This window comes from Streptomyces sp. V4I2 (assembly GCF_030817655.1).
Lineage (GTDB): Bacteria > Actinomycetota > Actinomycetes > Streptomycetales > Streptomycetaceae > Streptomyces > Streptomyces plumbiresistens.
Genome location: NZ_JAUSZM010000003.1, coordinates 3,824,649 through 3,842,709, shown reverse-complemented (window position 1 = coordinate 3,842,709; position 18,061 = coordinate 3,824,649). Strand labels below are relative to the sequence as shown.

The 18,061-nt window shown below is 72.2% G+C and carries 19 protein-coding genes; 15 read left to right on the top strand and 4 right to left on the bottom strand.

The annotated features are described in order from the left end of the window. Window positions 1-42 precede the first annotated feature (42 nt). Window positions 43-825 carry an IclR family transcriptional regulator gene (locus tag QFZ76_RS18330; RefSeq protein WP_307674748.1) on the bottom strand — a complete coding sequence of 261 codons (783 nt, stop codon included), beginning with the start codon at window positions 823-825 and terminating at the stop codon, window positions 43-45. 150 nt (window positions 826-975) lie between these two features. Here QFZ76_RS18330 and QFZ76_RS18325 point away from each other — a divergent pair, with 150 nt between their 5' ends. The 7 genes from QFZ76_RS18325 to QFZ76_RS18295 all read left to right on the top strand — a co-directional run bounded on the left by QFZ76_RS18325 (window position 976) and on the right by QFZ76_RS18295 (window position 8,496). Next, window positions 976-1,872: a 5-dehydro-4-deoxyglucarate dehydratase gene (locus QFZ76_RS18325; RefSeq protein WP_307680057.1), complete on the top strand. Its 897-nt coding sequence runs from the start codon at window positions 976-978 to the stop codon at window positions 1,870-1,872. After that, window positions 1,869-3,158 carry a glucarate dehydratase family protein gene (locus QFZ76_RS18320; protein WP_307674747.1) on the top strand — a complete coding sequence of 430 codons (1,290 nt, stop codon included), beginning with the start codon at window positions 1,869-1,871 and terminating at the stop codon, window positions 3,156-3,158. Before QFZ76_RS18325 ends, QFZ76_RS18320 begins: the two co-directional genes overlap by 4 nt. A gap of 807 nt (window positions 3,159-3,965) precedes the next feature. Beyond that, entirely contained in the window at window positions 3,966-5,108 is a 1,143-nt protein-coding gene (locus tag QFZ76_RS18315; RefSeq protein ID WP_307674746.1) for a carbohydrate kinase family protein, read from the top strand. Between the two features lie 156 nt (window positions 5,109-5,264). Beyond that, window positions 5,265-6,323 carry a PhoH family protein gene (locus QFZ76_RS18310; RefSeq protein WP_307674745.1) on the top strand — a complete coding sequence of 353 codons (1,059 nt, stop codon included), beginning with the start codon at window positions 5,265-5,267 and terminating at the stop codon, window positions 6,321-6,323. Window positions 6,324-6,335: 12 nt separating this feature from the next. Next, complete coding sequence (gene ybeY, locus QFZ76_RS18305) at window positions 6,336-6,833, top strand: rRNA maturation RNase YbeY (RefSeq protein WP_266439678.1); 498 nt, start codon at window positions 6,336-6,338, stop codon at window positions 6,831-6,833. Continuing rightward, a complete protein-coding gene (locus QFZ76_RS18300; protein ID WP_307674744.1) occupies window positions 6,830-8,140 on the top strand; it encodes a hemolysin family protein in 1,311 nt (436 codons plus the stop codon). The genes ybeY and QFZ76_RS18300 overlap by 4 nt, the downstream gene beginning before the upstream one ends. After that, complete coding sequence (locus QFZ76_RS18295) at window positions 8,137-8,496, top strand: MmcQ/YjbR family DNA-binding protein (protein WP_307674743.1); 360 nt, start codon at window positions 8,137-8,139, stop codon at window positions 8,494-8,496. Before QFZ76_RS18300 ends, QFZ76_RS18295 begins: the two co-directional genes overlap by 4 nt. Here the strand turns inward: QFZ76_RS18295 and QFZ76_RS18290 are convergent. Next, complete coding sequence (locus QFZ76_RS18290; protein ID WP_307674742.1) at window positions 8,458-9,933, bottom strand: MFS transporter; 1,476 nt, start codon at window positions 9,931-9,933, stop codon at window positions 8,458-8,460. The two genes, QFZ76_RS18295 and QFZ76_RS18290, sit on opposite strands and share 39 nt — an antisense overlap. 147 nt (window positions 9,934-10,080) lie before the next feature. On the opposite strand from QFZ76_RS18290, the gene QFZ76_RS18285 reads away from it, so the two are divergent. Both QFZ76_RS18285 and QFZ76_RS18280 read left to right on the top strand, forming a co-directional pair. Further along, window positions 10,081-10,896, top strand: a complete 816-nt coding sequence (locus QFZ76_RS18285) for a helix-turn-helix transcriptional regulator (RefSeq protein WP_307680056.1) — start codon at window positions 10,081-10,083, stop codon at window positions 10,894-10,896. 28 nt (window positions 10,897-10,924) lie between these two features. Further along, complete coding sequence (locus QFZ76_RS18280; RefSeq protein WP_307674741.1) at window positions 10,925-11,278, top strand: cytidine deaminase; 354 nt, start codon at window positions 10,925-10,927, stop codon at window positions 11,276-11,278. Between the two features lie 12 nt (window positions 11,279-11,290). Here the strand turns inward: QFZ76_RS18280 and QFZ76_RS18275 are convergent, their stop codons facing one another. Both QFZ76_RS18275 and QFZ76_RS18270 read right to left on the bottom strand, forming a co-directional pair. Then, a complete protein-coding gene (locus QFZ76_RS18275) occupies window positions 11,291-11,875 on the bottom strand; it encodes a TetR family transcriptional regulator (protein WP_307674740.1) in 585 nt (194 codons plus the stop codon). Next, window positions 11,872-12,321, bottom strand: coding sequence for a helix-turn-helix domain-containing protein (locus QFZ76_RS18270; RefSeq protein WP_307674739.1), 450 nt, complete (start codon window positions 12,319-12,321; stop codon window positions 11,872-11,874). The genes QFZ76_RS18275 and QFZ76_RS18270 overlap by 4 nt, the downstream gene beginning before the upstream one ends. A gap of 265 nt (window positions 12,322-12,586) precedes the next feature. Here QFZ76_RS18270 and QFZ76_RS18265 point away from each other — a divergent pair, with 265 nt between their 5' ends. The 6 genes from QFZ76_RS18265 to acpS are packed head-to-tail and all read left to right on the top strand — an operon-like array spanning window position 12,587 to window position 18,018. After that, the gene (locus QFZ76_RS18265; protein ID WP_307674738.1) at window positions 12,587-12,994 is read left to right on the top strand and encodes a cupin domain-containing protein; all 408 of its coding nucleotides are present in this window, start codon (window positions 12,587-12,589) and stop codon (window positions 12,992-12,994) included. Further along, on the top strand, window positions 12,991-14,025 hold the full coding sequence (locus QFZ76_RS18260; RefSeq protein WP_307674737.1) for a methyltransferase: 1,035 nt from the start codon (window positions 12,991-12,993) through the stop codon (window positions 14,023-14,025). The genes QFZ76_RS18265 and QFZ76_RS18260 overlap by 4 nt, the downstream gene beginning before the upstream one ends. Before the next feature lie 9 nt (window positions 14,026-14,034). Beyond that, entirely contained in the window at window positions 14,035-15,087 is a 1,053-nt protein-coding gene (locus QFZ76_RS18255) for a class I SAM-dependent methyltransferase (RefSeq protein WP_307674736.1), read from the top strand. Window positions 15,088-15,089: 2 nt separating this feature from the next. Further along, complete coding sequence (locus tag QFZ76_RS18250; protein WP_307674735.1) at window positions 15,090-16,376, top strand: beta-ketoacyl-[acyl-carrier-protein] synthase family protein; 1,287 nt, start codon at window positions 15,090-15,092, stop codon at window positions 16,374-16,376. After that, the gene (locus QFZ76_RS18245) at window positions 16,373-17,611 is read left to right on the top strand and encodes a beta-ketoacyl synthase (RefSeq protein ID WP_307674734.1); all 1,239 of its coding nucleotides are present in this window, start codon (window positions 16,373-16,375) and stop codon (window positions 17,609-17,611) included. The genes QFZ76_RS18250 and QFZ76_RS18245 overlap by 4 nt, the downstream gene beginning before the upstream one ends. Then, window positions 17,590-18,018, top strand: coding sequence for a holo-ACP synthase (acpS, locus tag QFZ76_RS18240; RefSeq protein ID WP_307674733.1), 429 nt, complete (start codon window positions 17,590-17,592; stop codon window positions 18,016-18,018). Before QFZ76_RS18245 ends, acpS begins: the two co-directional genes overlap by 22 nt. Window positions 18,019-18,061 lie beyond the last annotated feature (43 nt).

The following is an 18,061-nucleotide window of genomic DNA, read 5'->3' as shown; positions in this document are numbered from 1 at the left end:
GGTCGGGTAGTCGAAGGGCTTTTCCCGGTCTCGGTGTCCCCGCTAACGCCAGTGCGGCGCGCCCCCCGTGCCCGGCGTCGTCGCCTCGATCCTGCCCCTGATCTCCCGCATCACCGCGACGATCCGCTCCTCGTGCTCCGGTGTCAGCCGGGCCACCGGTACCGAGCAGCTGATGGCGTCCTGGGCGGGGGAGTCGTAGCGCAGGGCGAAGCCGAAGCCGACGATGCCGAGGACGCCCTCCTCGCGGTCGATCGCGTGGCCGCGGGCGCGGACCTGCGCCAGGTCCGCGGCCAGTGACTCCCGGCCGGTGTGCGAGTTCGGGGTGAGGGCTTCGTACGGACCTTCGGGCAGCTCGGCGTCGTCCCGCTCGGCCAGCAGGGCCTTGCCCAGCGCGCCGACGTGGGCCGGCAGCCGGCGCCCGACCCGGCTGATGGTCCGCAGGTACTCGTGCGACTCGCGCGTCGCCAGATACGCCACCCCCCGGCCGTCCAGGCGCCCCATGTGGATCGTCTCGCCCAGCGCCTGGGACGCCTCGTCGAGATACGGCCGTACGACGCGCACGCGCGGGTCGGAGTCGAGGTAGCTGGTGCCGGTGAGCAGGGCGTGGAGGCCGATGCCGTACAGGGAGCCGGTGACGTCCGTGCGGACCCAGCCGCGCGAGATCAGGGTCTGCAGCAGCGCGTACATCGAGCTGCGCGGCACGCCCAGCTCGTCGGCGAGCTCCTGCAGCCGCGCCGGACGGTCGCCCCGCGTGGCGAGCAGTTCCAGCAGCTCGACCGTGCGCGCGGCCGACTTCACCTCGCGGACGCCCCCTGTCTCTGACATGCGTCGATCGTAAGCGCGGGTGTCGGGCCCATTGACGGGGATCGTTCGCGTGCCTAATCTTCATCCTCATACATGGATGTCGTCTACATAGGGAGATGAGTGAGGGTGAGTCCTGAGACGGGCACCGTGGTGCGGAGGCTGCGGAAGGGCATGGTGGACGGCGTGCTGTCGTTCCCGCTGACCAGCTTCCACGACGACGGCTCCCTCGACCCCGACGGCTTCCGCGCCTACGTCGCGGAGCGGATCGCCACCGGCCCCGGCGCCGTCTTCCCCGCGTGCGGCACCGGCGAGTTCTTCTCGCTGGACGAGGACGAGTACCGGCAGGTCGTCACCATCACCGTCGAGGAGGCCGGCGGGCGCGTGCCCGTCGTCGCCGGGATCGGCTACGGCTGGGCCCAGGCCGTCCGCTTCGCGCGCATCGCCGAGGAGGCCGGGGCGGACGCCCTCCTCGTCCTGCCGCACTACCTGGTCACCGCCCCGCAGGACGGGCTGGTCGCGCAGCTGGAGCAGATCGCGGCCCGCACCCGGCTGCCGCTCATCGCCTACCAGCGCGGCCAAGTCGCTTTCTCCGTGGGCTCCTTGAAGCGCATCGCCGACATCCCGACCGTCGTCGGCCTCAAGGACGGCCACAGCGACCTCGACCGGCTCCAGCGCCTCACCCTCGCCGCCCCCGAGGACTTCCTCTTCTTCAACGGCGCCGCCACCGCCGAGATCCAGGCCCGGGCGTACGCCACCGTCGGCGTCCCCGCCTACTCCTCCGCCGTGCACGCCTTCGCCCCCGAGATCGCGAACGCCTTCTTCACCGCGTTCCAGGGCGGCGACGACGGCACGGTCGACAAACTGCTGCGCGACTTCTACGTCCCGCTCGTCGAACTCCGCGACCGGGTACCGGGATACGCCGTGTCCCTGGTGAAGGCGGCGGCCCGGCTGCGTGGCATTCCGGTGGGACCCGTGCGGGCCCCGCTCACCGATCCCTCGGCCGCCGACCTGGCCGACCTCGAGCTGCTGCTGACCGCCGGACTCGACCTCGTGGAAGCCGCCCTGTGAACCTCTCCATCACGGACGTACGGCTGACGCCGATCCTGGTCGCCGACCCGCCGCTGCTGAACACGCAGGGCGTGCACCAGCCGTACACGCCCCGGCTGATCGTGGAGGTGGTGACGGCCGACGGGGTCACCGGCGTCGGCGAGACGTACGGCGACACCAAGTACCTGGAACTGGCACGGCCGTTCGCCCAGAAGTTGGTCGGACGCCAGGTGAGCGACCTGAACGGGCTGTTCGTCCTCGCCGACGAGGTGGTCGTCGACAGCTCCCGCGTCGCCGGTCAGGTCGACGTCGGCGGGCTGCGCGGCGTCCAGACCGCCGACAAGCTGCGGCTGTCCGTCGTGTCCGCCTTCGAGGTGGCCTGCCTCGACGCACTGGGCAAGGCGCTCGGCCTGCCCGTGCACGCGCTGCTGGGCGGCAAGCTGCGGGATGCGGTGGAGTACAGCGCGTACCTCTTCTACAAGTGGGCGGACCATCCCGAGGGCGTGACGGCGGAGAAGGACGAGTGGGGTGCCGCCGTCGACCCGGCCGGGATCGTCGAGCAGGCCCGGAAGTTCACCGAGCGCTACGGCTTCACCTCCTTCAAGCTCAAGGGCGGTGTCTTTCCGCCGGACGAGGAGATCGCGGCCGTGCGGGCGCTCGCCGAGGCGTTCCCCGGGCATCCGCTGCGGCTCGACCCCAACGGGGCGTGGAGCGTTGAGACCTCGCTGAAGGTGGCGCAGGAACTCGGGCACGTCCTCGAGTACCTGGAGGACCCCGCGCTCGGCACGCCGGCCATGGCCGAGGTCGCCGCTCGGACCGAGGTTCCCCTCGCCACCAACATGTGCGTGACGACCTTCGCCGAGATCAAGGAGGCCTTCACCCGCGATGCCGTCCAGGTGGTGCTCTCCGACCACCACTACTGGGGCGGGCTGCGCAACACGCAACAACTGGCCGCCATCTGCCGCACCTTCGGCGTCGGGGTGTCCATGCACTCCAACACCCACCTGGGGATCTCGCTGGCCGCGATGACCCATGTCGCGGCCACCGTCCCGGGCCTCCACCACGCCTGCGACTCCCACTATCCCTGGCAGTCGGAGGACGTGCTGACCGAGCGCCTCACCTTCGAGGGCGGCAAGGTCATCGTCTCGGACGCGCCCGGCCTGGGCGTCGAACTCGACCGGGACCGGCTCCGCTTCCTCCACCGGCGCTGGCTGGACGACGACGGGTCGCTGCGCGAGCGGGACGACGCGGCGGCGATGCGGATCGCCGAGCCGGGGTGGGTCACGCCGACCGTGCCGCGCTGGTAGGGCATCGGCGGCCCGGGCGGGTCCGCCGCGCCGCGGGTCCCGCTCCTGGGGGCGGCGGCCGCGGCACGCGCGCTGTCGGCACGGCGGAGGCCGCCGGTGCGGCAAGAGCCGGCATCATGTGCGCCTACGTGCGCGCCCGGCACGACCGGATCCGGACATGGGCGGGGAAGGCTTCGGGGCGGCCGCGGCACCGACGGCCACGCCGGGCGCGGCCGGGAGGGCGCGGATACGTCCGGTACAGCCGTCCGGGACCTGCGGCGGCCTGCCGCACGGGCCGCCTGCGGCGATCTGCGGCGACCCGTGGCAGCCTGCCGCACCTACGGCGACCCGTGGCAGCCTGCCGCAGCGGCCGCGACCTGTGGCAACCTGCCGCACTTGCGGTGACCGGCAGCGACCTGCGGCGGCTTGCCGCACCGGCCGCACCGGCCGCACCGGCCGTGACCTGCGACGACCGGCCGCGACCTGCGGCGACCTATGGCGGCCTGCCGCACCTGCGGCGGCCCGCGGTCGGCCTGCCGCACCGCCGCGACTTGTGGCGGCCTGCCGCACTTGCGGCGACCGGCGGCGACCGGCGGTGACCGGCAGCGACCTACGGCGGCTTGCCGCACCGGCCGCGACCTGCGGCGACCTATGGCGACCTATGGCGACCTGCCGCACCTGCGGCGGCTTGCCGCACCTGCCGCGACCTGCGACGACCTGCCGCACCTGCCGCGACCCGCGGCGACCTGCGGCGATGGTGTGACGACGGCGGGTTGTCAGTCGTGTGGTGCAGACTGGCCTGATCGGCACCACGTCAGGGAGCGCACCGTGATCGCGTCCACCGCGTCCACCGGAAAGGGACCGTCGCACATCGGAGAGGCCGGGCACCCTCGGGCCCAGGTCGACCCGCTCACCGCCCTGCGCACACCCGGCGACCCGCCCTGGGACGTCTACCTCACGGGCACCGTCTTCCTCGACATCGTCTTCACCGGCCTCGACTCCGCCCCGGTGCGCGGGACCGAGTCCTGGGCGCGCGGGATGGGGTCGAGTCCGGGCGGCGTGGCGAACATGGCGACCGCGCTGGCCCGCCTCGGCCTGCGGACCTCCCTCGCGGCCGCGTTCGGCGACGACCACTACGGCGAGTACTGCTGGGACGCGCTGGAGACGGGCGAGGGCATCGACCTCGCACCGTCCCGGACCGTCCCGGGCTGGCACTCGCCGGTCACCGTCTCCATGGCCTACGAGGGGGAGCGCACCATGGTCTCCCACGGCCACGAGCCGCCCCCCGAGGAGCCCGCGCCCGACTGCCCGCCCCGCGCGCGTGCCGCCATCGCCTCCCTCACGCCGGGCAAGCGCGCGCCCTGGATCGCGCAGGCCGCCCGCAAGGGGGCGCGGATCTTCGGCGACGTCGGATGGGACGACACGGGGGTGTGGGATCTGGCGGGGCTGGCCGACCTGGAGCACTGCGAGGCGTTTCTGCCGAACGCCGAGGAGGCCATGCGGTACACGGGGACGGGGTGTCCGCGGCAGGCCGCGCACGCGTTGACCGACTACGTTCCGGTGGCTGTCGTCACCCTCGGTGCGGAGGGGGCGTACGCGGTGGACCGGCGGACGGGGGAGACGGCCGAGGTGCCGGCGATCGCGGTGGAGGCCCTCGATCCGACCGGGGCGGGGGACGTGTTCGTGGCGGGGTTCGTCACGGGGACGCTGGCGGGGTGGCCGCTGGCCGACCGGCTGGCCTTCGCGGGGCTGACGGCCGCCCTGTCCGTGCAGGAGTTCGGGGGGTCGTTGTCGGCGCCCGGGTGGTCCGAGATCGGGGCGTGGTGGCGGAGGGTGCAGTCGGTGGACGGGCAGGATCCGGCGGCGCTCGAGCGGTACGGGTTCCTGGCGGGGCTGGTGCCGGAGGCGGCGGCACGGCCGTGGCCGTTGCGGAGGGCTGTGCCGACGATCGGGTTCGGGCGGTCGGCGTGAGCCTCTGGCCATCCACCACCCGACTCGGTCGGATGAATCGGCAACTATAAAAGCCCTACGGCGTTGTCAGTCCACCGTCGTACCCTTGGTATCGCGAGGCCGCTCTCAGCTACGCGGCCGTGATGAGGAGGAACTGCAGGCCTTAAGCGCCGGCCCATGACTCAGACACCCACAGCTCACACACCCGCGCAGGGGCAGGCGAGAGCACAGTTCACCGTCCCCGCCCAGCACCCCATGGTGACCGTGCTGGGTTCCGGCGACGCCCTCCTACGCGTCATCGAGACGGCCTTCCCGGCGGCCGACATCCATGTCCGGGGCAATGAGATCAGCGTGGTCGGCGGCACCGGTGAAGTCGCCCTCATCCAGCGCCTGTTCGCAGAGATGATGCTCGTGCTCCGCACCGGGCAGCCGATGACGGAGGACGCAGTGGAACGCTCGATCGCCATGCTCAGAGCGGGTGGCACCGGCGAGGCCGGCGGCCAGGAGACCCCGGCCGAGGTGCTCACGCAGAACATCCTCTCCTCGCGCGGTCGCACCATCCGCCCCAAGACCCTCAATCAGAAGCGGTACGTCGACGCGATCGACAAGCACACGGTCGTCTTCGGCATCGGCCCCGCCGGCACCGGCAAGACGTACCTCGCCATGGCCAAGGCGGTGCAGGCCCTGCAGTCCAAGCAGGTCAACCGCATCATCCTGACCCGGCCCGCGGTCGAGGCGGGAGAGCGGCTCGGATTCCTCCCGGGCACGCTCTACGAGAAGATCGACCCCTACCTGCGCCCGCTGTACGACGCGCTGCACGACATGCTCGACCCCGACTCCATCCCGAGGCTGATGGCCGCGGGCACGATCGAGGTCGCGCCCCTGGCGTACATGCGCGGTCGGACGCTCAACGACGCCTTCATCATTCTGGACGAGGCACAGAACACCAGCCCCGAGCAGATGAAGATGTTCCTCACCCGGCTCGGCTTCGACTCGAAGATCGTGATCACCGGTGACGTGACGCAGGTCGACCTGCCGTCCGGCACCAAGTCGGGTCTGCGCCAGGTGCAGGACATCCTCGAAGGCCTCGACGACGTCCACTTCTCGCGGCTCACGTCCCACGATGTCGTACGGCACAAGCTGGTCGGCCGTATCGTCGACGCGTACGAGAAGTACGACAGCGAGAACGGTACGGAGAACGGCTCCCACACGGGCGCCCGTAACAAGCGGAAGTAGACCAGCACGACCATGTCGATCGACGTCAACAACGAGTCCGGAACCGAGGTCGACGAGCAGGCGATCCTCGACATCGCCCGCTACGCGCTCGCGCGGATGCGCATCCACCCGCTCTCCGAGCTCTCGGTGATCGCGGTGGACGCCGACGCCATGGAGCAGCTCCACATCCAGTGGATGGACCTGCCGGGGCCGACCGATGTCATGTCCTTCCCCATGGACGAGCTGCGGCCGCCGTCGAAGGACGACGACGAGCCCCCGCAGGGGCTGCTCGGTGACATCGTGCTGTGTCCCGAGGTCGCCGAGAAGCAGGGCAAGGACGCGGACACGCAGCACTCCATGGACGAGGAGCTCCAGCTCCTCACCGTCCACGGAGTGCTGCACCTCCTCGGTTACGACCACGAGGAGGCCGACGAGAAGGCCGAGATGTTCGGTCTGCAGGCGGCCATCGTGGACGGCTGGCGTGCGGAGAAGGGCCTGACCGGTCCGTCCCCGGCCCCGACCGTCTCATGAGCGCGACGCTCGTCTCCGGCGCGATCGCCCTGGTGGTCGCCGCCTGGCTCGCCGCCTGCGCGGAGGCGGGCCTCGCGCGGGTCTCCAGTTTCCGGGCCGAGGAGGCCGTACGGACCGGCCGCCGCGGCAGCGTCAAGCTCGCCCAGGTCGCCGCCGACCCGACCCGCTATCTGAACGTGGCGCTGCTGGTGCGCGTCGCCTGCGAGATGGCGGCGGCCGCCCTCATCACCTACGCCTGTCTGCAGGAGTTCGCCGGGACCACCGAGGCGCTCCTCGTCGCGATCGGGGTGATGGTCCTGGTGTCGTACGTCGCCGTCGGGGTCTCCCCGAGGACCATCGGCCGCCAGCATCCGCTCAACACGGCCACGGCGGCGGCGTACATCCTGGTGCCGCTCGCCCGGATCATGGGCCCGATCCCGTCGCTGCTCATCCTCATCGGCAACGCGCTCACCCCCGGCAAGGGTTTCCGCAGAGGCCCCTTCGCCTCCGAGGCGGAGCTGCGGGCGCTGGTCGACCTCGCCGAGAAGGAGTCGCTGATCGAGGACGAGGAGCGCCGTATGGTGCACTCGGTCTTCGAGCTGGGCGACACGCTCGTGCGGGAGGTCATGGTCCCGAGGACCGACCTCGTCGTCATCGAGCGCTACAAGACGATCCGTCAGGCGCTGACCCTGGCGCTCCGGTCCGGGTTCTCGCGGATTCCCGTCTCCGGGGAGAGCGAGGACGACATCGTCGGGATCGTGTATCTGAAGGACCTGGTCCGCAAGACGCACATCAGCCGGGACGCGGAGAGCGAGCTGGTGTCCACGGCCATGCGGCCGGCCGCCTTCGTGCCGGACACCAAGAACGCCGGTGACCTGCTGCGCGAGATGCAGCAGGACCGCAACCACGTGGCCGTCGTCATCGACGAGTACGGCGGCACGGCCGGCATCGTCACCATCGAGGACATCCTCGAGGAGATCGTCGGCGAGATCACCGACGAGTACGACCGTGAACTGCCGCCCGTGGAGGACCTGGGCGACGACCGGCACCGGGTCACCGCCCGCCTCGACATCACCGACCTGGGCGAGCTGTACGGCCTGGAGGAGTACGACGACGAGGACGTGGAGACCGTCGGCGGGCTGCTCGCCAAGGCACTGGGCCGGGTCCCGATCGCCGGGGCGTCGGCCGTGGTCGGCCTTCCCGACGGGCGCGAGCTGCGGCTGACGGCGGAGGCCGCGGCGGGCCGCCGGAACAAGATCGTGACGGTGCTGGTGGAGCCGGTGGACCCGGTCGGGGCCCCCGCGGACGAGGAGGCGAAGGCGGAGTGACCCCGCAGGAGCTGCGCGCGTTCTGCCTGTCCTTCAACGCGGCCCTGGAGGACTTCCCGTTCAACCCGGAGACGTCCGTCTTCAAGGTGCAGGGCAAGCTGTTCGCCCTGACGAACCTCGACGCGCGGCCCCTCACGGTGAACCTGAAGTGCGACCCGGAGGACGCGATCCGCCTGCGCGGCGAGTACCCGGGGCTCGTCATCCCCGGCTACCACATGAACAAGCGGCACTGGAACACGGTCACCGTCGACGGCGGCCTCCCGGACCGGCTGGTCCGGGAGGCCGTCGAGGACTCGTACGACCTGGTGGTGGCCGGACTACCGCGCGCCGACCGCCTCCGCCTCGACCGCCCCTGAGCCGCCCCGGCCAACCCGCAGTCCCACCGCCACCAGCGCCGCCGCCGCGAGCACGATCGCCGCGTCGAGCGCCAGCACCGTGTGGACGCCGGACATCAGGTCGCTCGACGTCGTCGCGAGGACGCCGAGCAGGGGGATGCCGACCGTGATCCCGACCTGCTGGGTGGAGGTGACGAGGCCGGTGGCCAGGCCCTGTTCCTCGTCGGGGACGCCCGAGGTGACGGTGAGGCCGTAGGAGATGATCGCGCCCAGGTGGCACATGCTGGCCAGAGAGACGGCGGCCGTCGCGAGCCACACCGACCAGCTGCTCTCGTCCAGGGCCAGGAGAGTCGCCACCAGTGCGCCCTGGCCGGCCAGCGAGAGAACCAGCGTGCGGCGGGCGCCGAGGCGGCCGATCACCCTCGGGGTGTACGAGCCCGCCACCACCGACAGCACGCCCTGGACGCCGAAGACCAGCCCCGTCTCGAAGGCCGACAGGTCCAGGACCTCCTGGAGGTACAGGGTCAGGGCGAAGACGACCGTCGACATCATCGAGAAGGTGACCAGGCCGCCCAGGTTGCCCCACGCCACCGTGCGGCGGCGCAGCATCGGGAGGGAGACCAGCGGGGACTTCGCACGGGACTCGACGGCGACGAAGGCGGCGAGCAGCAGGACGCCCGCGATCAGGGTCACGATGACGTCGGGGCGGCCGAAGCCGTGGTCGGCGGCCGTCGACAGGGCGTAGATGAGGGAGAGCAGGCCGGCCGTGACCGTGATGGCTCCGGGGATGTCCAGGCGGGGGCGGTCCGGGACGGGGGCACCTCCCGTGCCTTTAAGGCCATGGGGGAGGGATTCCGGGAGCACGGTCGGCGCCAGGGGCAGGACGATCACCGCGAACAGGCCCAGCAGGCCCATGGTGGAGCGCCAGCCGAGGGTGTCGGTGAGGACGCCGCCGGCCACCATGCCGACGGTGAAGCCGAGCGAGAGCAGGGTGCCGGAGATGCCGAGCGCGCGGTCGCGGGCCGGGCCCTCCGGAAACGTCGTCGTCAGCAGGGACATGCCGGTCGGTACGATCGCCGCCGCGCCGACGCCCTGGAGTGCGCGGCCGGCCAGGAACGACGCCGGGTCCCAGGCGAACGTGGCGAGCAGCGAGGCCGCGCCGAACAGGGCGAGCCCCGCCAGGAACAGCCGGCGACGGCCGTACAGGTCGCCCATGCGGCCGAAGAGGAGCAGGAAGCCGCCGGAGGGCAGCGCGAACGCGGTGACCGCCCACTGCAGGGCGGACTGGCTCATGCCGAGGTCCGCGCCGAGGACGGGCAGGGCGACGTTCAGGACGGAGAAGTCGAGCGCCACCATGAACTGGGCGGCACACAGCACGAAGAGGACGAGTTTGTCGCGGGCCGAGAGACGCGGTGCGGCTGTCTCTCGCAGGTGCGGGGAGGAGGTGTCGATCGCCATGCGAAGAGCCTGCGGGGTGCGGAATAGCCGTGGGGAGCGGGAAGTTGTCCTGGTGGTGGCACCACCAGACAGGGGGAGTACGTGGCGGATGTGATCGAGACGGGCGCGGGCAAGGCACATCGGCTGCGTGAGCTGCGCGAGTTCCTGATGAGCCGGCGGGCCCGGGTCTCCCCGGCCGAGGCCGGACTGCCCGACGGCGGGGCACGGCGCCGGACACCGGGGCTGCGCCGCGAGGAGGTCGCCGTACTCGCCGGAGTGGGCGCCTCCTGGTACCAGTGGCTGGAACAGGGGCGGGACATCTCCGTGTCCCCGCAGGTCCTCGACTCCGTGGCCCGGGTGCTGCGGCTCAGCAACGCCGAGCGCCGCCACTTGTACGTCCTCGCCGGGCTGAACCCGCCCGCCCCCGAACCCGCGGCGGACCACGGCTGCGAGGGGTTGCGGCGGCTGATCGACGCGTGGATGCCGTATCCGGCGCACCTCATGGACACGTACTACAACTGCGTGATGTACAACGAGGCCGCCGGGTGGGTGCTCGGCATGCGTCCCGAGATCACGCAGAACTGCGTCCTCGACTTCTTCACCGACCCCATGTACCGCTCCCAGTCGCGCAGTTGGGAGCAGAACGCGCGCACGGTCGTGGCCCAGTTCCGGGCCGCCTGCTCGGCCCGCCCGGACGACGAGGGCTTCCAGGAGGTCCTGGCCCGGCTGCACGCGGCGAGCCCGGAGTTCACCGCGATGTGGGAGCGGCGGGACATCCAGGACGCCGGGGTGATCCGCAAGGAGCTCGACCATCCGCTGGTCGGCCTGCTGTGCGTGGAGTCCACGGCGATGAAGGTGCCGGCCCGGCCCGACCTGACGGTCGTCCTGCACACCCCGCTGGACGAGGCGAACACCGCGGCCAAGCTGGAGTGGCTGGCCTCGCCGGCGGGGCGGCGCGGGGCGATGTACCCCGTGGCGGGGTAGTCGCGGCGCTTCTACGTATGCTCGCCTCATGACCGACAGCAGCACGCTCGACCCCGAGGACCGCAAGATCGTCACCCTGGCCCGTTCGGCGCGGGCCCGCAACGGCGTGCCCGAGGGAGCGGCCGTACGCGACGACACCGGGCGGACGTATGTCGCCGGGACCGTCGACCTCGACTCGCTGAAGCTCAGCGCGTTGCAGACGGCGGTGGCGATGGCGGTGGCCTCGGGAGCCAAGTCCCTGGAAGCGGCCGCGGTGGTGACGGACGCGGAGTCCGCGGCGCCCGAGGACCGGGCGGCCGTACGGGATCTGGGCGGGCCTCAGACGCCGGTGCTGGTGGCGGGGCCGGACGGGACTGTGCGGGCGACGGTTTCCGCGGGCTGAGCACGACAGCAGTCAGCGTTCCGGTGCCTTGTTCAGGCACCGCCCGAGTGCCGGCGCGAGCAGGCTGACCACCGTGTCCGGGTCGGCCGAGGCCAGGGGTTCCATCCGGACCACGTGCCGCGTCATCATCAGGCCGATCAGCTGGGATCCCACCAGGGTGGCCCGGACCGCCGGGTCGGGGCCGGGATGGGTCTGCGCGAGGGCGCCGTGGAGTTCCACGGCGACGAAGTGCCGTAGCCGGGCGGCGGCTTGGGCGTGCGAGACCGTGGAGCGGACGACCGCCAGGACGGGGGCGCGGTGCTCCGGGGACTCCCACTGGTCGAGGCAGGACCGCAGGATCCGCTCCCCGGCTTCACCAGGGGCGCCCGGTGGAGGCGGGGTGAGGCGCGGCGCCTGGCCGATCGCGGCCAGGAAGACGTCCTCCTTCGGGCCGAAGAAGTGGTGGATGAGGGAGGCGTCGACCCCCGCGGCGCAGGCGATGGCCCGCAGGGTCGTGCCCTCGTAGCCGTGTTCGGCGAAGGCGGTCCGGGCCGCGTCGAGGATCTCCGCGCGGGCACTGCCGGTGCCCGGGCGCCGGCCCTTGCTGCCACGACTCATGACGGCGTCTCCTCCAGCAGGAATCCGATGTACTGCGACACCGCCGCGGCGGTCCCGGGCCCGGGCGGATCCAGCGAGGGGACCCCGGCGCAGGAGAGCAGCGCCAGGCCCAGCAGGACGCTCGCCGTCGTCGCCGCCCCGAGCTCCGGGTCCCGCGCCCCCGCCGTCCGGCACATCTCACCGAGCGCGGACCCGAGGGCGTCGCTCAGCCGCGCGGCCGAGGGCCGGTGTGTGAGCGCGGCGGCGAGCGCCGCGCGGCCGGCGGAGGGGGAGTCCCAGGGCAGCCGGACGGCCTCGGTGCACAGCTGCTCCTTGCCCGCGAAGTAGTAGCTCACCAGCCGTGCGTCCACCCCCGCACGGTGCGCCACCGCGCGCAGTGTCGTCCCTTCGAAGCCGTTTCGGCAGAGTTCCTGACGGGCCGCGCTGAGAATTCGGTCCTTGTTCACGGATTCAGAATTACGGCTTCCACATGTCGGCCACAGTCGAATTCCGGCAAAGTTCCGGTCGACTGCGGTGTGGGTGGGTGTCCCGGCCGGGTGGGCGTATGTCCCGGCCGGCCCTGGGTGATTGTCACGGATGTGCGGTGACGGGTGCCCGTAGAGGTGTTTCGCACGACCGCCCTAGAGTCGCTTTCCGAACGAGATTCCGGATCACAGCTTCCGGGTACCGGCGAGCGAAAGGCGGCCGATGAAACGCGTGCACCGAACCGACGTGAAGGCGGAAATCGTAAGGGAGCCGGGAGCGAAGGAAACGACGCACCGGAAACTGATCGACACCCCGGACGGCGCGGACCGCTTCGTGCTCACCGAGTTCGAGGTCTCGCCCAATGGTTCCACCCCGCCCCACTTCCACGAGTGGGAGCACGAGATCTACGTGCTCGAAGGCTCCATGGGGCTCGTGCTGCCCGACCAGGGCCGCACCGAGGAGGTCGGGCCGGGCGAGGCCATCTTCATACCCCGGGGCGAGCCGCACGGCTTCGTCACCGGGCCCGGGCAGACGTGCCGGTTCCTCGTGGTCGCCCCGTGCGAGCGGCCGCCGGTGCGCAACGTGTTCCTCTCCGAGGACCCCTACGAGTACACGCAGATGCCCGAGTACACCAACCTCCTGGAGAGCAAGTGACCAGCCCTCAGGCCGCGCGGGCCTCCGCCGACGGGGACTCGTCCCGGGTCCACTCCATCCTGACCGCCTACCTCCAGTCCAAGGCCGTGTTCACGGCGCTCGGCCTCGGCGTCTTCGAGGCGCTGGAGGAGCGCCCGCGCACCTTGGCCGAACTGGCCCGCGGGCTGGAGCTGGAGGAACGTCCCGCCCGTGCCCTCCTGGTCGCGCTCAAGGGCCTCGACCTGGTGCGGACCGAGAACGGGACGTACCGCAACTCCGACGAGGCGAGCCGCTACCTGGTCGCCGGGCGGCCCGAGTACATGGGCGGGTTCGCCGCGCACCAGAACACCCACTTCGGGCACTTCTCCCGCCTCGACGAGGCGGTCCGCACCAACACCTCGCTCAACCAGCGCGTCCTGAAGCAGGGCTACCGCGACCAGGGCGCCGCGGCCGGCGAGGGCCGTGAGGGCACCGGGCGGCTCATCCAGGCCATGCGGGTCAGCTCGCGTCTCCAGGCGGGCAAGCTGGCCGCCGCGGCCCCGCTGGCCGGTGTGCGCCGGGTCGTGGACCTGGGCTGCGGCTCGGGCGACTACTCGATCGCCCTGGCCACGCACCACCCGGAGCTGAAGGTCACCGCCCTCGACTACCCCGCGGTGACGGACCTGGCCCGCGCCAACGTGCGGGAGGCCGGTCTGGCGGACCGGATCGAGGTCCGGCCCGCCGACATCATGGAGGACCCCTGGCCCGAGACCGACGCGGTCCTCCTGTCCCACGTGCTCGACGGCTACGGCCCCGAGCGCGCCGCGCACCTGGTGAAGCGCATCCACGCCCATCTCCCCGACGGCGGGCTCCTGTTGGTGCACTCCCACATGCCCGCCCTGGCCACCGGGCTCTTCCCGTCGATGTTCGGGCTGATCCTCCTGGTCAACACCGAGGAGGGCGAGGTCCGCGACGTGGACGAGATCCGCGCCTGGGTGGAGGACGCCGGGTTCCGGGAGACCGGGACGCGCACCGTGTCCCTGCTCTCCGGCCTGCTCACGGCCACCAAGTAGGACGCCACGATGACGGACACCTCGGCGCCGGCCGCGCCCCCCGCCTCCCCCGCCGCGGCCCTCGCCCGCTACACGACCGCCCCCGACCCCGCTCCGCTCCTGGCCCTGAACTTCGGCTTCGCCCGGGCCAGAGCGCTCGGTACGGCCCTGGAACTGGGCGTCTTCACCGAACTGGCCCGGGGCCCGCGCACCTGCGAGGACCTCGCGGCGGCCCTCGGCTGCGACTCCCGGGCGCTGGGCGACCTGCTGGCCGTCCTCACGGAGTTCGGGCTGCTCACCGAGGACGGGCGGGAGCTGACCGAGCTGTCCCGCGCCTACCTCGTCGAGGGTGAACCGGCCTACCTGGGCGACCACTTCGCCGAGGTGCTCGGCCAGTGGGACCGCTGGAGCGCGCTGACCTCGGTCGTCCGCTCCGGCGACCGCTCCGGGGACCTCGGCGCACCGGCCTCGCGCGGCCGGCACCCGGGATTGTTCGGCGGCGGCTTCCCGATCGCCGTACGGGTCGCCTTCGCGGCGGTCGAGGCGCTGGGGCTGCGCGGGGCGGGCCGGGTGGGCCGGGTGCTGGACCTGGCCTGCGGGGGCGGTGAGTGGGGCATCGCCCTGGCCGCCGCCGATCCGCTCGCCGAGGTGACCGCGCACGACGATCCGGTGCTGCTCGGCTCCGCCCGGGCGAGGGCGGCGGAGTTCGGGGTGGCCGACAGGTTCCGGTTCGTGTCCGCCGACTTCGCCGCCCCGCCGTTCGCCGACGCCGGCTTCGACACCGTGGTGCTGGCGCACGCCGGCCGCTTCGCGGGGCCCTCGGCCACGGCCCGGCTGGTCGGGGAGTGCGCCCGGCTGCTGCGCCCAGGGGGCAGCTTGCTGCTGGCGGATGTGATGCGGCCGGAGCCGGGGCGGCCCGCGCTGAGCCGGCCGATGCTCGGGCTCAGCCTCCGGGTGAACACCGCGGACGGGGCCGTAATGGCGGCGGAAGAATACCGCGCCCTCATGGAAGAAGCCGGAGTGACGGCGAAGGAATGCGTAACGCGCGGGCTGGTGACGGCCCAGACAGGAGAAAGGCGGTAACCATGCGAGAAGTGGTCGTCACCGGGCTCGGCGTGATCAGCCCGGCGGGAATCGGGAAAGAAGCCTTCTGGGACACGGTCTCGGCGGGAAAGAGCGTCACGAAATCCCTTTCCGACATCACGAGTTCCACACTCTTCACGTCCTTCGAATTCGCCTCCGACGCGATAGCCGAGGTTCCCGGATTCGAGGATCAGATACCCTCACTGCCCCCGGAGGTCCAACGGCTGGACCGCTATGTGCAGTTCGCGGTCGCGGCGGCCTTGCAGGCCGTCCGGGACGCGGGCCTCGACGCGGGCGGCTACGACGCCGAGCGCACCGGTATCTCGCTCTCCACGGCGATCTGCGGCACACCCAGGATGGAGGAGGAGTTCCTCGCCGTCACGGACGAGGGCCGAAAGCCCATCGACCCGGCGAAGGCGGGCCGCGACCTGTATCTCGCGTCCATGTCGAACACGCCCGGGACCGTCCTGTCGGCCCTGCTCGGTGCCCAGGGGCCCTGCGTCACCCTGTCCACCGGCTGCATCGGCGGCATCGACGCGGTCGGGCACGCCTTCGAGACGATCGCCCACGGCGACGCGGACGTCATGATCGCCGGCGCCAGCGAGGCCCCCATCACCCCGGTGACCGTGGCCTCCTTCGAGATCATCAACTGCCTCTCCCGCGCCCATCGGGACCACCCCGAGGCCGCCTCCCGCCCCTACGACGCGGACCGCGACGGCTTCGTGCTCGGCGAGGGCTGCGGTGTCGTCGTACTGGAGGAGAAGGAGCACGCCCTGCGCCGCGGCGCCACCACCTACCTCGAGATCAGCGGCTTCTCGCACACCTCCAACGCCATCCACATGACCGACCTGCTGTCCGACGGCGAGGACCTGACCCGGGCCATGAAGCAGGCCGTCGAGGCGTCCGGGGTCGCCCCCGGCGAGATCGACCACGTCAGTTCGCACGGCAGCTCGACCCGGCAGAACGACACCTGCGAGACCAGCGCGCTCAAACTGGCGCTCGGCGAGCGCGCCCACGAGATCCCGGTGAACTCGGCGAAGTCCATGCTCGGCCACGCCCTGGCCGCCGCCAGCGCCATGGAGATCGTGCTGTGCGCCCTGGCGAGCCGGCACTCCTTCGTCCACCCCACGGCCAACTACGAGACCCCCGACCCCACCTGCGACCTCGACTACGTGCCGGGCACCGGCCGCCCCTGGGACGGCGAGGTCATCCTCAAGGACGCCAGCGGCTTCGCCGGGCTCCATGCGGCGATGGTCCTGCGGGCCGTGCGGGACGGGGGCCGGTCATGAGCATCGTCATCACCGGTGCCGGAGCCGTCACCCCGGCGGGCGACGGTCTCGAACCCCTGTGGAACGGCGCCCGCGAGGGCACCTCGCACCTGGCCACCATCGACCGCTTCGACGCCGGCGACTACGCCTGCCCCGTCGCCGGCCAGGCCGACTTCGACGCCGAGGCCGAACTGCCGTCCCGCTTCGTCAAGCGCACCGACCGCTTCACCCACCTCGCCGTGCACAGCGTCCGCCGCGCCCTCGCGGACGCCGGGATCGCGGTCGGCACCGACGTGGCGCCCGAGCGCACCGGCGTCATGGTGGGCAACATCCTCGGCGGCTGGGAGTTCGCCGAGCGCGAGCTGCGCAAGCTGTGGACCGACGGACCGCGCGCGGTCAGCCCGTACCAGGCCACCGCCTGGTTCCCGGCGGCCCCGCAGGGCAACATCTGCATCGACCAGGGCATCAAGGGCCCGGCCCGCACCTTCGTCGCCGACCGGGCCAGCGGCGCCTACGCGCTGATCGGCGGCGCCGAGACCCTGCTGCGCGACCGGGCCGACGTCGTCCTCGCGGGCGGCGTGGAGGCGCCGCTGTCGCCGTACGGCTGGCTGTGCCTGGAGACCAGCGGGCTCGTCGCCAAGGCCCGCGGCTCCCTCGCCCCGCACGAGCTGTACCGGCCCTTCGACGCCGGGCACGGCGGCAGCGTCTTCGCCGAGGGCTCGGTGTTCCTGGTGCTGGAGCGGCGCGAGCACGCCGAGCGGCGCGGCGCCCGCATCCTCGGCGAACTCGCCGGCTGGGGCGTCAGCACCGACGGCTACATGCCGTACTACACGGTCGAACCGACCGGCCAGGTGCTGGGCCGCGCCATGCGCACCGCCACCGAGCGCGCCGGGATCACCGGCGGCGACCTGGGCGCGGTCTTCGCGCACGGCTCCGGCATCCCCTTCGAGGACGTGACGGAGGGCTACGCACTGCACGAGGCGTTCGGCGAGAACGCGGCCCGACTCCCGGTCACCGCACCCAAGTCCGGATTCGGGCACCTGCTCGGCGCGGCGGCCCCGGCCGACGCGGTCCTCGCCCTGCGCGCCATGGCGGCGGGCTCGGTGCCGCCCACGGTGAACCTCGACCGCCAGGCGCCGGGCATCGACCTGGACCTCGTGCGCGGCGCGGCACGGCCGGTCCCGGAGTGGGAGCACACGCTGGTCGTGTCCCGAGGTCTTGGGGGTGTGAACGCGTGTCTGCTGCTGAGGCGTTGATCGCGGAAGCCCTCCGGGACGTCCCCGCGGCGGTCCGCGGTATCGGCATCGACGTCGTGGACGTACAACGACTGCGGGCGATGCTCGAACGCCGCGGACAGCCCCTGTACGACCGGCTGTTCACACCCGCCGAACAGGCCCTGTGCGAGGGCGGCTCGCCGCGCCACCGGGCGTACCGCCTGGCCGGCCGGATCGCGGCCAAGGAGGCCGTCCGCAAGACGCTCGGCGGACACGGCCTGGGCTGCGGCTGGCGGGACATCGAGATCGGCCGCGCGGTGTCCGGGCAGCCGGTGCCGCGGGTGTCCGGGCGGGCCGAGGAGGCGTTCCGGCGGGCCTCGTTCACCGGACTGCACCTGAGCATCACGCACGAGGCGGGGCTCGCGGTGGCGATCGCCCTCGCCGTCTAGACGAAACCGCAGGAACCACGGAAAGCACACGAACCAGGAGAGG